This window comes from Nocardioides sp. NPDC127503 (assembly GCF_040302165.1).
Lineage (GTDB): Bacteria > Actinomycetota > Actinomycetes > Propionibacteriales > Nocardioidaceae > Nocardioides.
The window spans coordinates 47,613-67,437 of sequence record NZ_JBEORH010000015.1 but is presented as its reverse complement, the minus strand read 5'-3'; the positions used below and the strand labels follow the sequence as shown (position 1 = coordinate 67,437).

The following is a 19,825-nucleotide window of genomic DNA, read 5'->3' as shown; positions in this document are numbered from 1 at the left end:
AGAATGGCCCAGGTCACACCAAAGGTCAATAGTCTTGGACACTTGACCTAGTCCGTCGAGCGGTCCATTCTCGATGAATGCTGGATCTCACTGTCCCGACGCGGGCGCGCGCCTCCTTCGAAGACCTCGAAGCCGCCACCGCCGACCTCCCCACGCCGTACGCCGTGGTGGACGTGGCCGCGCTGCGTACCAACGCAGCCGACCTGGTGCGCCGCGCCGGCGGCAAGCCGATCCGCCTCGCGAGCAAGTCGGTGCGCTGCCGTGCCCTGATCCGGAGCACGCTGGCGATGCCGGGCTTCCAGGGCGTGCTCGCCTACACCCTGCCCGAGGCGCTCTGGCTCGCGCGCGAGATCGACGACGTGGTGGTCGGCTACCCGACCGCGGACACCGCCGCCATCCGGCGGCTCGCCGACGACGACCTGCTGGCCTCTCGGGTGACGCTGATGATCGACAGCGTCGAGCATCTGGAGCTGATCGCCGCCGCGGCCGGCGCCAGCGGTCCGCGGATCCGGATCTGCATCGAGCTCGACGCCTCGCTCCGCCTGGCCTCCGGCCGGGTGCACCTCGGCGCCCGGCGCTCGCCCGTGCACGCGCCCGAGCAGGCGGGCGCGCTCGCCCGGGCCGTCGTGGCGCACCCGCGCTGCGAGCTGGTCGGCGTGATGGCGTACGAGGGCCAGATCGCCGGGATGGGCGACAACCAGCCGGGCCTGTCCAAGCACCTCGTCCGGGCGATGCAGCGGAGGTCCATCGACGAGCTGGCCGAACGACGGGCCGCCGCCGTGGCCGCGGTGCGAAGCGTGGCGCCGCTGGAGTTCGTCAACGGCGGCGGCACCGGGAGCATCGAGACCACCGCCGCCGAGGACGCCGTGACCGAGGTGGCCGCGGGCTCAGGGCTGCTCGCCCCGCACCTGTTCGACCACTACACCCGGTTCCACCCCCAGCCGGCGGCGTACTTCGTCCTGTCGGTCGTACGCCGCCCCTCACCGCGCCACGCGACGGTGCTCGGCGGTGGCTGGATCGCATCCGGAGCGGCCGGCAAGGACCGGCTCCCGATGCCGGTGTGGCCGCGCGGCCTCGGCCTGGTCCCGACCGAGGGGGCGGGTGAGGTGCAGACGCCGCTGACCGGTGCGGCGGCTGCCGATCTCCAGATCGGCGACCGGGTCTGGTTCCGCCACACCAAGGCCGGCGAGCTCTGCGAGCACGTCGACGAGCTGGCGCTCGTCGATGACGGCAGCGTCGTCGACGCCGTCTCGACCTATCGAGGAGAAGGAAAGACGTTCCTATGACCACGACCGCCACCGCTGCGCCCCCACGCGCGGCTCGCCGGGCCTGTTGGGCGGCCTTCGGCATCCAGGGCTTCACCTTCGCGTCCCTGATCACCCGGCTGCCCACGATCAAGGACCAGCACGACCTGAGCGACTACCAGGTGCTCATGCTGCTGGGCGCGGTGGCGATCGCGTCGGCCGTCGGCAGCGTCCTGGCCGGGTACGCCGCGGCGCGTTTCGGCAGCGCCAGGGTGCTCAGGGTCGCGCTCGTCGGCGCGTCGGTGGCAACACTGCTCGTCTCCCTCCCCGACAGCGTCGCGGGCCTGATCGTCGCGGTGTGTGCGTACGGACTCTTCGTCGGTCAGATCGATGCGGCCATGAACATGCAGGGCGTCGGCATCGAGGATCTCTACGGCCGCAGCATCATGGTCGGCTTCCACGGCATGTGGAGCCTCGGCGCGGTCGTCGGGGGCGGCTATGCGGCGCTGACTCTGGAGCTGGGCTGGTCGCTCCTGCCGTCGTTCGCGATCGTCTGCGCGGTCGGGCTCGCGCTCAACCTCGCGCTGCTGGGCGATCTGCTCCAGGTTGACCCGATCGACGGTCACGTAGATGCCGGGCAGCACGCGCCGAGCGTGCCGTGGCTGCCGGTCCTGCTGCTCGCCGTACCCACCTTCGTGATGTGGTTCCTCGACTCGGCGATCTCGGCCTGGGGTGGCATCTACCTCGTCGACGGGCTGTCGTCGTCGCAGAGCGCGGCGGCCATGGCGTTCACGGCGTACCAGGCGGTGCTGCTGGTCACCCGGCTGGTCGGTGACAAGGTCGTACGCCGCATCGGGCCGGTGCGGACCGTGCGGATCAGCGGGCTCGTCGCCATCGTCTCGGTAGCGCTCGTGGTCGCCGCGCCGTCGGTGTGGGTGGCGGTCGCGGGCTTCGGTCTGCTCGGCGCCGGCCTGGCGATGATCCCGCCGTTGTCGTTCGTCGCGGCCGGTCACCTCGACGCCGACGGTGGCGGTCAGGCCGTCGCCAGGGTCAACGTCTCCAACTACGTCGGCTACCTCGTGGCCGCCGTCGCCATCGCCACCGTCGCCGAGCAGGTCAGCCACCGCGCGATGTTCGTGCTGCCGCTGCTGCTGAGCCCGGTCCTGTTCCTGATGGCATCCCGATTCGCCCCCTATGTGAGGAGCAAGGCATGAGTGCTGTCATCGAGGTCGAGAACCCGTCGACGGGCAAGACGATCCAGAGCGTTCCCGACCTCGGTGCAGCCGAGGTCGAGGCGCTCGTCGCCACCGCACGGACCGCGCAGCCCGCCTGGGCCGCCCTCGGGTACGCCGGCCGCGGGCGCTACCTGCGCCGTATGCAGAAGTGGATCCTCGACAACGCCGGCCAGATCGCCGAGACGATCCACGCCGAGAACGGCAAGTCCCTCGACGAGGCCAACATCGAGGTGATGTACGGCGCGGTCGCGAGCGCGTTCTGGGCCAAGCACGCCCCGGAGTACCTCGCCGACGAGAAGATCACCAGCCGGTCGCCCTTCGTGCTCGGGCGCAAACTGGTCGTCCGCTACCAGCCGGTGGGCGTCGTCGGCGTGATCGGGCCGTGGAACAACCCGCTCCTCAACAACTTCGGCGACGTGATCCCCGCGCTCGCGGCCGGAAACACCGCCGTACTCAAGCCGTCGGAGATCACTCCGCTGACGTCGCTGCTGATGGCCGAGATGGCGCGCGAGATCGGGCTGCCCGACGGCGTCTTCAGCGTGGCGACCGGGTCGGGGGCCGCGGGCGCGGCGCTCGTGGAGTTGGTGGATGCGGTGATGTTCACCGGTTCCACCCGAACCGGAAAGAAGGTCGCCGGGCGCTGCGGCGAGCGGCTGATCCCGTGCAGCCTCGAACTCGGCGGCAAAGACCCGGTGATCGTGCTGGCCGACGCCGACCTCGAGCGCGCAGCGAACGTGACGCTCTTCAGCGCGATGCACAACTCCGGCCAGACCTGCACCTCCTCGGAGCGCGTGTACGTCGAGGCGCCGGTCTACGACGAGTTCGTGGCGCTGATGACCGAGCGCTTCGAGTCGCTGCGCGTCGGTGAGTCGACCGGCTTCGGCACCTCGGAGTCAGGGTCGCTGACCTTCCCGCCGCAGCTCGACACCGTCACCCGGCATGTCGAGGACGCGGTGGCCGGCGGCGCGAAGGCCCTCACCGGAGGAGGCGTACGCGAGGGGGAGGGGCGGTTCTTCGAGCCGACGCTGCTGGTCGATGTCGACCAGGACATGGCGTGCATGCGCGAGGAGACGTTCGGCCCGACGCTGCCGATCATGAAGGTCGCCGACGCGGCCGAGGCCGTGCGGCTGGCCAACGACTCGGCGTACGGCCTGCAGGCGGCGGTCTACACCAAGGACCTCGCCAAGGGACAGCGCATCGCGCGTGAGCTCCAGGCCGGCACCGTCACCGTCAACGACGCGCTGGCCAACTACTTCGCGCTCGAGCTGCCGATGGGCGGATGGAAGGACTCCGGTCTCGGTGCCCGGCACGGGCGCGACGGCCTCCGGAAGTTCACCAAGCGGCAGTCGATCCTGGTGACCCGCTTCGGCATGAAGAACGAGATCCACGGCATGCCGTTCAAGGCCAAGAACTTCCAGGCGCTCACCCGGCTGATCAAGACGCTCTACGGCCACCCCCGCAACACGTAGGGCTGAGCTCTCCGATGGACGTCGGTCAGTCCGTCGAGGCAGGTGAGCGCGAGGCGAGGAGAGGTAGCGCTTCGAGCAGAATGTCGAAGGCTCCGAGCACGTCCGCGTCCGGGTCGAGCAGGGCCTGCATCTGCAGGCCGTCCATGGCCGCCATCACCAGGCGCGCGACGCCCGCCAGGTCTGCAGCTGGTGCCGCGTCCGGCTCGAGCTCGTCCGGTGCGGCCTCGGTCAGCGATGCGGTGAACTCGGCGGCGGTACGCCGGTAGCGCGCGACGGTGAAGTCATGGGCCGGGTGGCCGGGGACGATCGACTCGGCGGTGACCGTGGTGAACAGCTGGGTCAGCCCGCGGTCGGCGATGGCCCGCTCGAACATGCTCCGCGCCACCTGAGCCTGCTCGTCCCAGGTCGCGCCGGTGTCCGCCTCCTGGCGCGAGGCCTGGTCACGCTCCTCCAGCACGGCCATCAGCAGGCCCGTCTTGGAGCCGAAGTGATGCAGCACCCCGGCCTGGCTCATGCCGGCCAGGTCCGCGATCTCCCGCAGCGAGGCGCCGTGGCTGCCTCGGCGCCCGAACACGTCCTGAGCCACGTCGAGGATCCGGCGCCGCTGCTCGGCGGACTTTGCGTACGGACCACGGGCTCGGCTGGACATGCTCGCAGTCTAGGTGGCCCGAACGAAAACCTAGCGACCATTCGGGATTCGAGTTAGAGTCCTTGCCATGACCCGGCCGCTGCCCAGTTTCCCCGCTGGCTTCGAGTGGGGCGTCGGCGCCTCGGCGTACCAGACCGAAGGCGCGCTCGCGGCTGACGGGCGGGGACGGTCCACCTGGGACGTGTTCTGCGAGCAGCCCGGGAGGATCGCCGACGGATCGACGCCGGCGACCAGCGCCGGCTTCTACGACCGCTATCCCGAGGACATCGCGCTGGTACGCGACCTCGGTGCCGACGTCTACCGGTTCTCGATCGCGTGGCCGCGGATCCTGCCGACCGGGTCGGGCGAGGTCAACGCGAAGGGCCTGGACTTCTACGACCGGGTCGTCGACGAGATGCTGGCGGCCGGTCTGAAGCCGGCGCCGACGCTCTACCACTGGGACACCCCGCTGCCGATCGAGGAGGCCGGCGGCTGGATGAACCGAGACACCGCGCTCCGCTTCGGTGAGTACGCCGCCGTCGTGGCCGAGCGGCTGGCCGACCGCGCGGCGTACTGGATCCCGCTCAACGAGCCGGTGGTGCTCTCGTTGCTCGGCTACGCGATCGGCGGCTACGCCCCCGGGCAGGGGCTGCTCTTCGAGTCGCTGCCGACCGTCCACCACCAGCTGCTCGCCCATGGGCTCAGCGTCCAGGCGATCCGTGCAGCCGGCGGCCGCAGCGTCGGGACCGCCAACCCGCACGCGCCGACCTGGCCTGCCTCCGACCGCCCGGAGGACCTCGCCGCCGCTGCGTTCAGCGCCGACCTCACCGACTGGATCTGGGGCGACCCGATCCTCCTCGGCCGCTACCCTGCGGGGTATGCCGAGGGGATGCCCGGTCCGGTCGCCGATGACCTCGAGGTCATCTCGACGCCGCTCGACTTCTACGGCGTCAACTACTACAGCCCGCAGCGCGTTGCCGCCCCGACCGGTGAGCCGTCGTTGATCCAGGAGCACGAGATCCCGGCTGAGATGCCGTTCCGGGCGGTCGAGGTCGACGGGCCCAAGACCGGGCTCGGCGGCGAGATCAGCCCCGACGGCCTGCGCGAGGTCCTGCTGACGCTGACCGAGCGGTACGGCGAGAGCCTGCCGCCACTGATCGTCACCGAGAACGGCACCTCGCAGCAGCCCGGCACCGAGGAACCCGGTCCGGACGGCAGGATCCACGACGACGGCCGGATCGACTACCTCGACGCGCACGTGCGCGCCGTACACCAGGCGATCGAGGAGGGCGCGGACGTCCGTGGCTACTGGGTCTGGTCGCCGACCGACAACTTCGAGTGGACCCACGGCTTCACCCAGCGGTTCGGCCTCGTGCACGTCGACTACGACACCCTGGTGCGCACGCCGAAGGACTCCTACTCCTGGTACCAGCAGCTGATCGGTGCCCAACGTGACCAGCTCTGAGCTCATTCGGTCGGCGCTGGACGAGCCGGCCACGCCCGCCCCCAAGTCATGGGTGGCCGCGATCTCGCTGGCCAACGTCGGTCTGTTCACCGCATGGTTCGGCCCGATCCTGACCCTGCTCGGGATGCAGGCGGAGCGGTTCGCCGGCGACGACAAGGAGGCGGCGCTCGCCTGGGTCGTCGGCATCGGCGCGCTCTGCTCGACGGTGGCCAACCCGGTCTTCGGCGCGCTCTCGGACCGGACCACGTCGCGCTACGGCCGCCGCCTGCCGTGGACGGTCCTCGGCATCTGTGGAGGCGTGGCCAGCCTGGTGCTGCTGGCCTTCGCGCCGAACCTCGTCGTGGTGACCGTCGGCTGGTGCCTGGCCCAGATCGCCCTCAACGCGAACTTCGCGGCCATCACCGCCGCCGTGCCCGACCATGCGCCGCATCAGCAGCGCGGCACCATCGGCGGCTTCCTCGGCCTCGCCCAGACCGTCGGCGCCGTCGTCGGCGCGGGGCTCGCGGCGGCTGCGGGCGGGATCGTCGGTGGCTACCTCGCGTGCGCGGTCTTCCTGGTGATCGCGAGCGTGCCGTACGTGGCGATGCGCCGCGACCTGGTCCTCGACCCCGCTGACCGGCCATCGTTCTCGTGGGGCACGTTCCTCCGTGGCTTCTGGATCAGCCCTCGTCTGCACCCCGACTTCGCCTGGGCGTGGCTCACCCGCTTCCTGATGAACCTCGGGTTCTCGATCGGGCTGGTCTACCTGCTCTTCTACCTCGACGACGCGGTTCACCACGAGAACCCCGAAGCCGGCGTCTTCCTGCTCTCGGCGGTCAACTCCCTTGCCCTGCTGGTCACGGTCGTGGCCGGCGGATGGCTGTCGGACCGGTTCGACCGCCGCCGGATCTTCGTGACCGTCGCCGGCGTCGTGATGGCTGCCGGCACCCTCTCGCTGGCCGGCTTCCACTCCTGGACGGCCGCGATCATCGGTGTGGCCGTCCTCGGCCTCGGCATGGGCGTGTTCACCTCGGTCGACCTCGCGCTGATGATCGACGTACTCCCCGAGGCGATCGACCGCGGCAAGGACCTCGGCGTCGTCAACATCGCCAACTCGCTGCCGCAGGTCCTCGCCCCCGTCGTCGCCGCGCCGATCGTGAGCGTGCTCGGCGGCTACTCCACCCTGTACGCCGTCGCCGCCGGTGTGACGCTGACCGGCGCCGTCCTGGTCTACCGGATCAAGTCCGTTCGATAGGAGACAACTCGTGACCACCCACCCTGATCTGCCCAGCCTGCAGCTCCCCACCGACTTCGTGTACGGCGTTTCCACCGCGTCGTACCAGATCGAAGGTGCCGTCGAGGAGGGCGGCCGTGGGCCGTCGATCTGGGACACCTTCTGCGCAGAGCCGGGCCGGATCAAGAACGGCGACACCGGGGCGGTCGCGTGCGACCACTACCACCGGTATCCCGAGGACATCGCGCTGATGAAGGAGCTCGGCGTGGACGCCTACCGGTTCTCGATCGCCTGGCCGCGGATCCAGCCGACCGGCTCCGGGCCGGCGAACGCCGAGGGGCTGGCCTTCTACGACCGGCTCGTCGACGGGCTGCTGGAGGCGGGCATCAAGCCGGCCGCGACGCTCTACCACTGGGACCTGCCGCAGGCGCTGCAGGACGCCGGCGGCTGGCTCAACCGCGACACCTCGCTCCGCCTCGCCGAGTACGCCGCGATCGTCGGCGAGCACCTCGGTGACCGGGTCTCGATGTGGATGCCGCTGAACGAGCCGGTCGTGGTCACCATGTTCGGGCATGCGCTCGGCACCCACGCCCCCGGCCAGGCGCTCGGCTTCGACGCGCTGCCGGTGGCCCACCACCTGCTGCTCGGCCACGGCCTGTCGGTCGAGGCGCTGCGCGCGGCCGGAGCGAGCAACATCGGCATCGCCTCCAACCACCAGCCGGCGCGACCTGCGTCGGACTCGGCCGAGGATCGCGAGGCGGCCGAGATGTTCGCCACGCTGACCAACTGGCTGTTCTCCGACCCGATCCTGCGCGGGGAGTATCCCGACGGGCTGATCACCTCGATGATGCCCGGGCCGGTCGCCGAGGACCTGAAGGTGATCTCGGCCCCGCTCGACTGGTACGGCGTCAACTACTACCAGCCGGTGCTGGTCGGCGCCCCCGGATCCGGCGGCAGCCAGAACCCGGCGCTCGAGGGCGCGATCATGCCGGAGGGGCTTCCGTTCGAGCCACGCCAGCTCGTCGGCGTACCCACCACCGACTTCGGGTGGGCGATCGTCCCCGACGGGCTCACCGAGATCCTGACCCAGTTCCACGAGCGGTACGCCGACGCGCTGCCGCCGGTCTACGTCACCGAGAGCGGCTGCTCGTTCCACGACACCGTCGCCGCCGACGGGGGAGTCCACGACCAAGGCCGGATCGACTACCACGACGCGCACCTGCGGGCGGTGGCCGACGCGATCGCCGCCGGGGTGGACGTACGCGGCTACTTCGCGTGGTCGCTGCTCGACAACTTCGAGTGGGCGGAGGGGTACGCCGAGCGCTTCGGGCTCGTGCACGTCGACTACGACACGCTGCGGCGTACTCCCAAGGACTCGTTCCGCTGGTTCCAGGAGCTCATCGCCGCCCGCCGGTGACCAGCGGGCGGCGATCAGCCCGGCAGGTCAGCGGTCGTAGACGCCGAGCTCCCACAGGGAGTAGCCGTAGCGGGTGGCGCGGCTGACGCCGTGGATGCGTACGTAGCGAGCGGTGGTCGGCTCGAAGGTCGCGGTCTCGACTCCGCCCTTCCCTGCGTCGGTCGACCACACCGTGCGCCACGTCGCACCGTCCGAGGAGACCTCGACCTTCCACGCCGCCGCATGGGCGCCTTCCCAGTCGGCGACCACGCGGCCCACGGTCCGCTCGCTGCGCAGGTCGAGGGCGAGCCACTGGTCGTCGCTCCAGTCGCTGGCCCAGCGGGTGCTGGTGTCGCCGTCGATGGCGCGGCCCGGTGCGAAGCTGGTGAAGGCGCTCCACTCCGACGAGCTCGCCGTGGCGCGCGACCCGGCCGCGAGGTTGCTCGGCGGCGTGTAGTCGGATGCGGCGCCCCACGTGTCGAGGTAGGACTGGGCTCCGCCCATCAGGTCCTGCACGGCCTCCGTGCCGCCGAGGCGGCGGATCTGCTCGATCCAGTCCGGGACCAGGCCGACGTGGGCTCCGCCGTCGGTGTTGACGTCCCAGACCCGTTCGCCGGTGACCTGCCGGTCGATCACCGACCCGCCGTCGGCGCTCCGGAACGGGTACGTCACGGGGCTGGGTCCGTCGGCGCCCAGGGGAGCGGGGTGGGAGCCGAGGCCGTTGAAGTCGGTGCCGATACCGAGGCCCTTGTCGTACTCGGTGCGCAGCGCCTCGGTCCGCCCGGCGGCGCCGATGAACTCCTCGGGCCCGAACATGTACTCACCGATGAAGCCGCCGAGCCCGTAGACGCGTTCGGCCCAGCCGAGGTCGGCCCAGCTGTGGCTGGAGATGACGCCGGGGTAGTCGGCCGACTCGAGGATATCGAGCGCGCGGCCGGTGGCCTTCACGCTCATGTGGTCGAGCTCGACGAGCATGCCGCGCTGCATCATCCCGCGCATGGCGTACTCGCCGAGCCGGGTGAGGCCGCGGGTGTTGCACTGCGCGTCGTCGGCGTACGTCGGCACCTCGGTGCCCGCGGGCAGCTTCTCCTCGATCTCGGGCACCGGTGCGTCGCCGATCGGGTTGTCGTGCTGCGGGCCGCGGCACTTCTCGGTCTGCCAGAAGGTGCCCGTCGACAGGAACTGGCCGACGTTGATGATCGTCCCGGTCGTGCCCGAGTCGAAGCGCACCCCGCAGAGCGCGTTGTCGAACTTGTGGCACAGGAACATGCTGCGTACGCCGAGGGCTTTCAGCTCGTCGAGGCCCTGGTCGATGCCGGCCTTGCTGCACTGCGGGACGTCGAGGACCTGCTTGCAGCCGAACGGCTCGGAGGTCTCGACGCCGAGGATCACGGCGAGCTTGCCGTCCTCGATGACCTGCTTGGCCTGTGCGGGATCGGTGACGATCCGGAACCAGCCCTTGCCCTCGCCGCCGTACATCCTGTCGACGAAGTCCTGCAGGTCGTAGGTCTTCTCCGCCTGCAGCCGGATCGACTCCATCTCGTCGCAGCCGCGATCGCGGTTCGGGTTGATCGAGCAGATCACGCCGTTGCTGGTCAGGTCGGTGACCAGGACGCGCTGCCCGGCTCGCCAGGACCGCTCCAGCCAGGCGTAGTAGTTCTGCTGGTGGGACATCGTGCGGTACGACGGCCAGTCCTTGAAGGTCGGCCAGCCCACCGGGTCGTGCTTGCCGTCCGGCTCCGCGCCGGTGAGGTTCTCCAGCAGCGCGCCCGAGCCGTCGGGGTAGTGCGCCGCGCAGTCCTCGAGCGCGTCGGCGACCCCGGCGTCGGAGAACGGCTTGCCGCAGACCAGCTCGCCCCCGAACGCCTCGTTGGTCATCAGGTGGTTGTGGACGTCAGCGAAGCCGCGTACGTCACCCTTGGCGTCGGTGCCGGTGAACGGCTTGCCGGTGACGTTGACCTGCGAGTCGGGTACCGGCCTGTTGGCCGGCTCCCACCACTGGTCCGGCGGCGATGCCCAGCCCGGCGGGGCGAACGCCACGAAGCCGATCAGGACCAGACAGAGCAACGTGCGGATGGCGTTCACAGTGCCTCCAGGGTGCGTGACGTACGCCGCATCCTAGAGTTGGTCGCATGACCCGGTCAACGGTCCAAAGGCCCGTGACTACGCCGATCTGGCCATGGAGGCGACGTGCGCCGCGGCGAAGTCGAGCGCGGCGCCGGCCGCCTCGGCGTCGCCCTCGTTGAGGAAGAGCAGGGTGAGGCCGTCGATGTTGGCCGTGAGGTATCTCGCGAGCATGGGGATCGGCTGGTCCCACGTCACCCCGGTCGACTCGGCCAGCACGGTGAGGACCTGGGTGTTGGCCTCGAGGTACGTCTCGTACTGCCGGCGCGCGACCGTGGCCAGCCCCGGCTGACGGAGGGCGTACTGCGTGAGCTCGTAGGTCACCTGGTGCTCGTCCGGGTTGGCGATGACGTGCTGCCAGTACGCCCTGAGCGCTGCCTGGAGCTTCTCCTCGAACGACTCCTCGCCGCGCATCTCCACCAGCGCCAGGTTGAGCGTGTGCCCGGTGATCGCCTCGATGACGTTCTCCAGCAGCTCCTGCTTGGAGCGGAAGCAGTAGTGGAAGGCCCCGAGCGGCATGTCGGCCTCCGCCACGATCGAGCGCGTCGTGGTCTTGGCGACGCCGTCACGCACCATCACCCGGATCGCGGCCTCGACCAGACGTTCGCGGCGTACGTCGGCGGCGACGCGCGCCATCAGAGGTCTCTCGTCATCAGCAAGCGCATATCGTTCAGCGTACGTGACCAAGACGGTTGACCAGGAGTTGACCGGGGGTTGAGCCGGGGGTCGAGCTGGGGCCGTGCCGGGGCGGAAATGGGGATTCGGGTGGGGTTGATGAAGAATGACCCGGTGCCTCACGACATCTCACCTCTGTCCGCAGCGGCATCCGAAGCGCTCTTCGCCCGCGCGAAGGCCGTGACGCCGGGCGGCGTGAACTCACCCGTACGCGCCTTCAACGCCGTCGGCGGGACACCGCGCTTCATCCGCGAGGCGAAGGGCGCGTGGCTGACCGACGTCGACGGGAACGACTACGTCGACCTGATCTGCTCCTGGGGCCCGATGCTGCTGGGCCACGCCCACCCCGAGGTCCAGGCGGCCGTCATGGACGCCGTCGCGCGTGGCACCTCCTACGGGACGCCGACCACGCCCGAGGTCGAGCTCGCCGAGGCGATCGTCGAGCGGGCGCCGGTCGAGAAGGTGCGATTCGTCAGCAGCGGCACCGAGGCGACGATGTCGGCCATCCGGCTGGCAAGAGGGTTCACCGGACGCGACGTGATCCTCAAGTTCGCCGGCAACTACCACGGCCACGTGGACTCCCTGCTCGCCAGCGCCGGCTCCGGACTGGTCACCCACGCGATCCCCGGCACCCCGGGCGTCCCGGAGAGCAGCACCGAGCTCACCGTCGTACTGCCCTACAACGACCGAGCCGCGGTCACAGCGGCGTTCGAGGAATACGCAGGCCGGGTGGCCTGCCTGATCACCGAGGCCTCGCCCGGCAACATGGGCGTCGTGCCGCCGGAGCCCGGGTTCAACGAGTTCCTCGCGACCACCTGCACGGCGCATGGCGCCCTGTTCATCTCCGACGAGGTGATGACCGGTTTCCGCGCCAGCAAGCAGGGGCAGTGGGGCCTGGACGGCAAGAACGAGGGCTGGACCCCCGACCTGGTCACCTTCGGCAAGGTGATGGGCGGCGGCTTCCCGGCAGCGGCCTTCGGCGGCCGCGCCGACGTGATGGGCTCGCTCAGCCCTGACGGGCCGGTCTACCAGGCCGGCACGCTCTCCGGGAACCCGGTCGCGACCACCGCCGGCCTGACCACGCTGCGGCTGGCGACCGACGAGGTCTACGCCCACATCACCAAGGCCGCCGACGCCGTGAAGGCCGCGATCGAGGAGAGCTTCGCCAAGGTCGGTCTCCCGCACGTCATCCAGTCCACCGGCACGATGTTCTCGGTCTTCTTCACCGACAAGCCGGTGCGCAACTTCGACGAGGCCAAGACCACCGACGAGGCGGCGTACAAGGCCTTCTTCCACGCCATGCTCGACCAGGGCGTCTACCTGCCGCCGAGCGCCTACGAGGCCTGGTTCCTCTCTTCCGCCCACGACGAGCGGGCGATCTCCCAGATCACGGAGGCGCTTCCGTACGCCGCCGAGGCTGCTGCTGTAAAGGTGAAGGCATGAGTATCGAGACCACGGTCCACCTGCTGCGCCATGGCGAGGTGCACAACCCGGACGGGATCCTCTACGGGCGCCGGCCCGGGTTCAACCTCTCCGAGCTCGGCCTGCAAATGGCCGAGCGGGTCGCCGACCGGATCGGCGGGCAGGACATCAGCCACGTCATCTCCAGCCCGCTCGAGCGGGCTCGGCAGACCGCCGGGCCACTGGCGAAGGCGCTCGGCCTCGACATCTCGCTCGACGAGCGGGTGCTCGAGTCGGAGAACCTCTTCGTCGGCAAGAGCTTCAAGGACGGCATGGGCCCGCTGAAGGACCCCAAGGTCTGGCCGAAGCTGGTCAACCCGTTCAAGCCGTCGTGGGGCGAGCCCTACCTGGAGATCGTGGCCAGGATGATGGCCGCGATCCACGACGCCCGGGACCTGGCGCGGGGCCACGAGGCGGTCATCGTCTCCCACCAGTTGCCGATCTGGACCACCCGGCTGCACATCGAGGGTCGCAGCTTCCTGCACGACCCGCGCCGCCGCCAGTGCGCGCTGTGCTCGCTGACCTCGCTGCACTTCGTCGACGACGAGTTCGTCGCGCTCTCCTACGGTGAGCCGGCCGGCGACATGCTGCCGGCGAAGGACAAGTACGCGCCGTTCTCGGCCGGCGACTCGGAAGATTAGAAGTCTCTCAGTTTTGTTAGGCAGGCTCAGGGGCATGCGTTGGCTGCTCGCTCTCCCACTGGTGGTGATGCTCGCCGCCTGCGGGCAGACCGGCACGAACGAAGCCGGCTACATCTCCGGTGACGGCCGCACCCAGGAGATCCCGGTCGCCGACCGCGGAGAGCCGGTCGAGCTCGCCGGCGAGACCCTCGAGGGCAAGCCGTTCGACCTGGCCGACACCCGGGGCAAGGTCACGGTTCTCAACGTCTGGTGGACCGGCTGTGCGCCGTGCCGCAAGGAGATGCCGATGCTCCAGGCCGCCTACGAGGAGCTGGGCGACGAGGTCGCCTTCGTGGGGCTCAACACCCGCGACGCCTCGGCCGCGCAAGGGCTGGCCTTCGAGAGGCACTACGGCGTCGAGTACCCGTCGGTCTACTCGCCCGACGGCGCCGCCGTCCTCGCGCTGAAGGGCTCGCTGGCGCCGCGGGCCATCCCGGCCACCGCGATCCTCGACACCGAGGGGCGCGTGGCCGCGCTGATCCGCGGCGAGATCCCCTCGGCACGTACGCTCGACGAGCTCATCTCCACGGCAGGTGAATCCTCGTGACGGACTGGTTCGCGAGCACCGCCGGGAGCGGGTCGCTGATGCTGGCCATCCCGGTCGCGCTGCTGGCCGGGTTCCTCTCGTTCGTCTCGCCGTGCACGCTGCCGATGCTCCCGGGCTACCTCTCCTACGCCACCGGCCTGTCCGGCGCCGACCTCGCCTCCGGTGACGTACGCCGTGGCCGCATGCTCGCGGGTTCCCTGCTCTTCGTCGCCGGATTCTCGGTGGTCTTCGTCCTGATGGGCATCACCGTCGGCGGGATCGCCTACAAGCTGCTCGAGTTCCAGCAGACCGGCACCAAGGTCCTCGGCGTGCTCTCGATCATCATGGGCATCGCGTTCATGGGCTTCATCCCGCTGCTGCAGCGCGACCTGAAGTTCCACAAGGTGCCCGCCGTCGGCCTGGCCGCGGCGCCGCTGCTCGGCTTCCTCTTCGGGCTGGCCTGGACCCCGTGCACCGGACCGACGCTGGGCGTCATCGCCGGCCTCGCCTGGGACCAGGGCACCGCCGCCCGCGGTGGCCTGCTGCTCGCCGTCTACGCGCTCGGGCTCGGCATCCCGTTCATCCTCGTCGCGGTGATGTGGCGTAAGGCCACCGTCGCGCTGACCTGGTTCCGCCGGCACACCCGCGCGATCACGATCATCGGCGGCGTGCTGATGATCCTGATCGGCATCGCCATGCTCACCGGCTGGTGGGACAACGGCGTCCAGTGGCTGCAGGTCCAGCTCGTCCAGCGTTGGGAGGGCATCGCGCTGTGAGCACCACCTCCGCTCCTGACCAGGAGAAGAACGAAGGCGTACGCCGCTCGGGTGAGCTGAACGCCCGCGAGCTGGCACGCTGGGGTTGGCGTCAGCTGACCTCGATGCGTACGGCACTGATCCTGCTGCTGCTGCTCGCGCTCGCGGCCGTCCCGGGGTCGCTGATCCCGCAGGACGGGGTCGACTCGCTCAAGGCTGACCAGTGGCGCGAGGCGCACACGACGCTGACGCCGATCTACGAGAAGCTCGGGCTCTTCAACGTCTACTCGACGCCGTGGTTCGCGGCGATCTACCTGCTGCTGATGGTCTCGCTGGTCGGCTGCATCATCCCGCGGTGCCTCGTCTACGCGCGGGCCATGCGGGCCGAGCCGCCGGCGACGCCGGCCAAGCTGACCCGGCTGCCCGACTCCACGACGTACGTCACCGACGAGGAGCCCGCCGAGGTGCTCGCCGCGGCGCGGAAGCAGCTGCGCGGCTACCGCATCCGGAAGGACGATGACGGCGACTCCGTCTCGGCCGAGAAGGGCTATCTGCGCGAGGCCGGCAACCTGATCTTCCACATGTCGCTGATCATCGTGCTGGTCGCGTTCGCGACCGGGAGCCTGTTCGGTTACAAGGGCGGCGTGATCGTGCTGGTGGGGGAGGAGTACGGGTTCGCCAACGAGCTCTCGCAGTACGACGACTTCAAGCCCGGCTCGCTCTTCGCCCCCGAGGATCTCGACGACTTCAGCTTCAAGATCGACGACTTCAAGGCCGAGTGGCTGGGCACAGGGCCGGGCGCGGGGACGGCGCGAGGGTTCGAGTCGAACATCCGTTACACCGCGGGCGGGAGCGACGAGCAGAAGTACGACCTCAAGGTCAACCACCCGCTGACCATCGGCAGCACCGACGTCTTCCTGCTCGCCCACGGCTATGCGCCGGTGATCACCGTGCGCGACGGCAAGGGCGACGTGGCCTACTCCGGCCCGACGATCTTCCTCCCGCAGAGCCAGAACCTGCTCTCCTTCGGCGTCGTGAAGGCGCCGTACGCCTCGCCCGAGGAGCTCGGTTTCCAGGGGCAGTTCTACCCGTTCATGGGCACGGTCGACGGTGATCCGGTCAACCTGATGGGCGACATCGGTGACGGGTCCAACGCGATGCTCTCGTTGCAGGGCTTCCGCGGCGACCTCAACCTCGACGCCGGGCCCCAGTCGGTCTACGCGCTCGACACATCGAAGGCCAACATGATGTCCCCCGGCGACACCGGGAAGGCGTTCAACCTGCGGCTGGGGCAGACGGCCCAGCTCCCCGACGGTCTGGGATCGATCTCCTTCGACGACGTCCAGCAGTGGAACCGGGTGCAGATCTCGAAGTCGCCCGGCAAGGAGTGGGCGCTCCTCGGCGTCTCCCTCGCCCTCGTGGGCCTGCTCGGGTCCCTCTTCATCCGCCCGCGACGGCTGTGGGTTCGCGCCCGCCGAGTCGATGGGCGCACACTGGTCGAGATCGCCGCCCTCGACCGCTCCGGCGGTGGAGACACCGAAGCCGTCGTCACCGGCTTTGCGGAGACCTTACGAGGCGCGCGAACACAGGAGGAGAACCGATGACTGACCACACCTGGGGCGTTCTCAGCAACCAGGCCATCACGGCCGCCGGCGTCGTCTACTTCCTGGCGCTGCTCTGCGCGCTGGTCGAGTGGTCGGCCTGGCAGTCGCGCGCCAGGGCCGCGGTCGCGGAGAAGGAGCTCGTCGGCGCCGGTGCCCCGGCCGACGAGACCGACGCCGCGGTGAATCCCGCCGCTGCCGTACGCGAGCAGCGCGCCGCCCTCTTCGGACGCCTCAGCCTCCTGCTGACCGCGATCGCGGTCGTGTGTCACCTGATCGCGCTGGTCGGCCGTGGGATGGCCGCCGACCCCAATCGGGTGCCGTGGGGCAACATGTACGAGTTCACGATCTCCGGCTCGTTCGTGGTGGCCGCTGCGTACGTCGTCCTCTACCGGCGGCTGAAGCTGTCCTGGATGGCGCCGTGGGTGCTCGGGTTCACCGTCGTGGTGCTGATGCTGGCCGTCGTCGGCCTCTACGAGCCGGTCGCGCCGCTGACCGAGGCGCTCAACTCCTACTGGCTCGTCATCCACGTCATCGCGGCCATTATCGCCACCGGTGGGTTCACGCTGGGCGGCATCGCCTCGGTGACGTACCTCCTCAAGGCCCGCTACCCCGACGCCGCCCTGCTGGCGCGGGTGCCCGACCTCGACAACCTCGACCGGGTCTCCTACCGGATCCACGCCTTCGCGTTCCCGGTGTGGACCTTCGGGGTGCTGATCTCCGGTCCGATCTGGGCCCACGAGGCCTGGGGCTCCTACTGGAACTGGGACCCCAAGGAGGTCTGGGCGTTCATCACCTGGGTCGTCTACGCCGGCTACCTGCACGCCCGTGCGACCGCCGGGTGGAAGGGCAAGAAGGCCGCGATCGTCGCGCTGATCGGGCTGGCCACGCTGTGGTTCAACTTCATCGGCATCAATTACTTCTCCTCGACCTCGCAGCATTCGTACGCTGCGCCCGCGGCCCCGGCGGTTGTCGAGCTCACTGAGGGAGCCTCACGATGAAAGAGTTCTGGATCTACACCGGCCTGCGGCTGCTGTCGCTGCTCGCGACCTTCGGCATCGTGGCGGGCATCTGGTCGCTCGTCGCGGGCGAGGTCGACATCTTCTTCGCGGTGATCGTGGCGTTCGTGATCAGCGGCGTGCTCTCCTTCTTCGTGCTCGACCCGCAGCGCCGGGCCTTCGCCGAGAAGGTCGAGACGCGGGCCGCGAAGGCGGTCGAGGCCGCCCGCGCCAAGGAGGACGCCGAGATCGACTCCGAGGCCGGCTCCGAGGCCGACACCACCTCGAACGGCGAAGGCGATAGCCACAAGGTGTCCTGAACTGGTAGATAACGGTCATGTCGATCGTTCACAAGGCCACGCTCACCCCCACGAAGAAAGAGATCTTCGGCGCCTGGCTCGCCACCCAGTCGTGGTGCGAGGGTGACCTGACCGGCACGATCGGCTCCTACCGGTTCGACGACCCGGCCGGACGCGTCGGGATCGAGTGCGTGCTCCTCGAGGTCGGCGAGTCCGTCGTCCACCTCCCGGTCTCCTACCGTGAGGCACCCCTCGACGGCGCCGAGGACTTCCTGATGGCGACCACCGAGCACTCGGCGCTGGGCACGCGCTACGTCTACGACGCCACCGCCGACGCGGTGGCGGTCCGGGCCCTGCTCGCGGCCGCGCTCACTGGCGCGACCCAGGAGCCGATGGACGTCTATGACCGGGGCCGCCTGGTGGATCGCCGCGAGAGCGCCGTCACCGCGACCGGCACCGGCTCGTGGTCGCGCAACGCGGTGCCGCACTTCGACGGCGTCACCATCCGCTCACACGGCGCCGACACCCGCGTGGACGCGGGCAGCTTCGGGATCGTCGTGAAGCGTGTCGTCGACGGCTCCGACGCCGACGGCGCGGAGTCGATCCAGGTCACCTGGCCGGACGGCGCCGGGGCGCTGGTCGGCGTACGTCACCTCTGACCGACGGCGTCGGGGCTTGTCTGTGAGTCCGCTGTGTAGCGCAGATGATCAACGGAGCCTCCCGTAAGTCACGAGTCGGAAACATCCTCGTCCTGCACTTGACGCATTCGGACATGAGAAGGCACATTGTCTCGATGTGAGCGTTCACATCTGTGATCTGACTCACCTGGGAACCGGCCCGTGCGCCGGTCTCCAGCACCCCCGACAGCGGCGCGTAGGCCTAACCGACGCGGCCGTAGATGAAATGGAGCAGGTAAGTGCGCAAGGTACTCACCACGATCACCGCCGCAGCGCTTGCGCTCGGTCTGGCGGCATGCGGCGGCGGCGACGGCGGCGAGGGCGGCGACAAGGGCACTGTCGGCGTAGCGATGCCGACCAAGTCCTCGGAGCGCTGGATCGCAGACGGCAACAACATCAAGAAGCAGCTCGAGGCCGAGGGCTACGACGTCGACCTGCAGTACGCCGAGGACGACATCCCGACCCAGGTCTCCCAGGTCGAGAACATGGTCACCAAGGGCGTCGACGTCCTGGTGGTCGCGGCCATCGACGGCACCGCGCTCGGCGAGGTCCTCGAGACCGCTGAGTCGCAGGACATCCCGGTCATCAGCTACGACCGCCTCATCCGCGACACCGAGGCCGTCGACTACTACTCGACCTTCGACAACTTCCAGGTCGGCGTGCAGCAGGCCACCTCGCTCGTCGATGGCCTGAAGGCCAAGGGCGAGGGCCCCTACAACGTCGAGCTCTTCGGGGGCTCGCCGGACGACAACAACGCCACCTTCTTCTGGGACGGCGCCATGTCGGTGCTCGAGCCGCTGATCAAGTCCGGCGAGATCGTCATCCCCTCCGGTCAGACGGACTTCAAGCAGGCCGCGATCCTGCGCTGGGACCCCGCCACCGCGCAGAAGCGCATGGAGGACATCCTCACCAAGACGTACGCCTCCAAGAAGGTCCAGGGCGTGCTCTCGCCCTACGACGGCCTCTCGCTCGGCATCATCGCCGCGCTCAAGGGCAACGGCTACACCACCGCCGACCTCCCGGTCGTGACCGGTCAGGACGCCGAGGTGCAGTCGGTGAAGTCGATCAACTCCGGTGAGCAGTACTCGACGATCTTCAAGGACACCCGCGAGCTCGCGAAGGTGACCGTCGACATGATCGTCGCCGTCGGTGCGGGCGAGGAGCCCGAGGTCAACGACACCGAGACGTACGACAACGGCAAGAAGGTCGTTCCGTCCTACCTCCTCGACCCGGTCGTGGTCACCAAGGACGACGTCAGCAAGGTGCTCGTCGACTCTGAGTACTACACCGCCGACGAGATCAAGTAGCGCCCACGTACTCGGCGTGGGCCCGGGTCCCTCCGGACCGGGCCCACGCCGGCACCTGGCCAGATAGCAGGA

The 19,825-nt window shown here is 69.6% G+C and carries 18 protein-coding genes; 15 read left to right on the top strand and 3 right to left on the bottom strand.

Translation table 11 applies throughout. The annotated features are described in order from the left end of the window. The first annotated feature begins 77 nt into the window (after positions 1-77). From ABTW65_RS26765 to ABTW65_RS26755, 3 genes are read left to right on the top strand one after another with little or no spacing between them, the layout of a single operon-like run. The gene (locus tag ABTW65_RS26765) at positions 78-1,286 is read left to right on the top strand and encodes an amino acid deaminase/aldolase (RefSeq protein ID WP_350665857.1); all 1,209 of its coding nucleotides are present in this window, start codon (positions 78-80) and stop codon (positions 1,284-1,286) included. Then, positions 1,283-2,458 (top strand): MFS transporter, encoded by a 1,176-nt coding sequence (locus ABTW65_RS26760; RefSeq protein ID WP_350665855.1) that lies wholly within the window; start codon positions 1,283-1,285, stop codon positions 2,456-2,458. The genes ABTW65_RS26765 and ABTW65_RS26760 overlap by 4 nt, the downstream gene beginning before the upstream one ends. Next, entirely contained in the window at positions 2,455-3,948 is a 1,494-nt protein-coding gene (locus ABTW65_RS26755) for an aldehyde dehydrogenase family protein (protein WP_350665853.1), read from the top strand. Before ABTW65_RS26760 ends, ABTW65_RS26755 begins: the two co-directional genes overlap by 4 nt. Before the next feature lie 25 nt (positions 3,949-3,973). On the opposite strand, the gene ABTW65_RS26750 is transcribed toward ABTW65_RS26755, so the two are convergent. After that, complete coding sequence (locus tag ABTW65_RS26750) at positions 3,974-4,597, bottom strand: TetR/AcrR family transcriptional regulator (RefSeq protein WP_350665851.1); 624 nt, start codon at positions 4,595-4,597, stop codon at positions 3,974-3,976. 67 nt (positions 4,598-4,664) lie between these two features. Here ABTW65_RS26750 and ABTW65_RS26745 point away from each other — a divergent pair, with 67 nt between their 5' ends. Genes ABTW65_RS26745 through ABTW65_RS26735 form a run of 3 tightly spaced genes read left to right on the top strand, consistent with a single transcriptional unit; the run spans position 4,665 to position 8,671 of the window. Continuing rightward, entirely contained in the window at positions 4,665-6,041 is a 1,377-nt protein-coding gene (locus ABTW65_RS26745) for a GH1 family beta-glucosidase (protein ID WP_350665849.1), read from the top strand. Beyond that, positions 6,028-7,275, top strand: coding sequence for an MFS transporter (locus tag ABTW65_RS26740; protein WP_350665847.1), 1,248 nt, complete (start codon positions 6,028-6,030; stop codon positions 7,273-7,275). Before ABTW65_RS26745 ends, ABTW65_RS26740 begins: the two co-directional genes overlap by 14 nt. Before the next feature lie 10 nt (positions 7,276-7,285). Further along, positions 7,286-8,671 carry a GH1 family beta-glucosidase gene (locus ABTW65_RS26735; RefSeq protein ID WP_350665845.1) on the top strand — a complete coding sequence of 462 codons (1,386 nt, stop codon included), beginning with the start codon at positions 7,286-7,288 and terminating at the stop codon, positions 8,669-8,671. A 27-nt stretch (positions 8,672-8,698) separates the two neighbouring features. Here ABTW65_RS26735 and ABTW65_RS26730 read toward each other — a convergent pair whose 3' ends face one another. Together ABTW65_RS26730 and ABTW65_RS26725 are read right to left on the bottom strand one after the other, a co-directional pair. Then, the gene (locus ABTW65_RS26730; RefSeq protein WP_350665843.1) at positions 8,699-10,735 is read right to left on the bottom strand and encodes a discoidin domain-containing protein; all 2,037 of its coding nucleotides are present in this window, start codon (positions 10,733-10,735) and stop codon (positions 8,699-8,701) included. Positions 10,736-10,813: 78 nt separating this feature from the next. Continuing rightward, the gene (locus ABTW65_RS26725) at positions 10,814-11,410 is read right to left on the bottom strand and encodes a TetR/AcrR family transcriptional regulator (protein ID WP_350665841.1); all 597 of its coding nucleotides are present in this window, start codon (positions 11,408-11,410) and stop codon (positions 10,814-10,816) included. Positions 11,411-11,563: 153 nt separating this feature from the next. Here ABTW65_RS26725 and hemL point away from each other — a divergent pair, with 153 nt between their 5' ends. From hemL to chvE, 9 genes are all read left to right on the top strand, one after another. After that, a complete protein-coding gene (gene hemL / locus ABTW65_RS26720) occupies positions 11,564-12,892 on the top strand; it encodes a glutamate-1-semialdehyde 2,1-aminomutase (protein WP_350665840.1) in 1,329 nt (442 codons plus the stop codon). Beyond that, positions 12,889-13,551 carry a histidine phosphatase family protein gene (locus tag ABTW65_RS26715; protein WP_350665839.1) on the top strand — a complete coding sequence of 221 codons (663 nt, stop codon included), beginning with the start codon at positions 12,889-12,891 and terminating at the stop codon, positions 13,549-13,551. Before hemL ends, ABTW65_RS26715 begins: the two co-directional genes overlap by 4 nt. Positions 13,552-13,585: 34 nt before the next feature. Continuing rightward, a complete protein-coding gene (locus ABTW65_RS26710) occupies positions 13,586-14,137 on the top strand; it encodes a TlpA family protein disulfide reductase (RefSeq protein ID WP_350665838.1) in 552 nt (183 codons plus the stop codon). After that, positions 14,134-14,892, top strand: a complete 759-nt coding sequence (locus ABTW65_RS26705) for a cytochrome c biogenesis CcdA family protein (protein ID WP_350665837.1) — start codon at positions 14,134-14,136, stop codon at positions 14,890-14,892. Before ABTW65_RS26710 ends, ABTW65_RS26705 begins: the two co-directional genes overlap by 4 nt. Further along, positions 14,889-16,475 carry a cytochrome c biogenesis protein ResB gene (gene resB / locus ABTW65_RS26700; protein WP_350665835.1) on the top strand — a complete coding sequence of 529 codons (1,587 nt, stop codon included), beginning with the start codon at positions 14,889-14,891 and terminating at the stop codon, positions 16,473-16,475. Before ABTW65_RS26705 ends, resB begins: the two co-directional genes overlap by 4 nt. Continuing rightward, entirely contained in the window at positions 16,472-17,473 is a 1,002-nt protein-coding gene (ccsB, locus tag ABTW65_RS26695) for a c-type cytochrome biogenesis protein CcsB (protein WP_350665833.1), read from the top strand. Before resB ends, ccsB begins: the two co-directional genes overlap by 4 nt. Beyond that, the gene (locus ABTW65_RS26690; RefSeq protein ID WP_350665831.1) at positions 17,470-17,790 is read left to right on the top strand and encodes a DUF4229 domain-containing protein; all 321 of its coding nucleotides are present in this window, start codon (positions 17,470-17,472) and stop codon (positions 17,788-17,790) included. The genes ccsB and ABTW65_RS26690 overlap by 4 nt, the downstream gene beginning before the upstream one ends. A gap of 17 nt (positions 17,791-17,807) precedes the next feature. Beyond that, a complete protein-coding gene (locus tag ABTW65_RS26685; protein ID WP_350665829.1) occupies positions 17,808-18,428 on the top strand; it encodes a maltokinase N-terminal cap-like domain-containing protein in 621 nt (206 codons plus the stop codon). Positions 18,429-18,685: 257 nt separating this feature from the next. Further along, on the top strand, positions 18,686-19,753 hold the full coding sequence (gene chvE / locus ABTW65_RS26680) for a multiple monosaccharide ABC transporter substrate-binding protein (RefSeq protein WP_350665828.1): 1,068 nt from the start codon (positions 18,686-18,688) through the stop codon (positions 19,751-19,753). Positions 19,754-19,825: the final 72 nt, after the last annotated feature.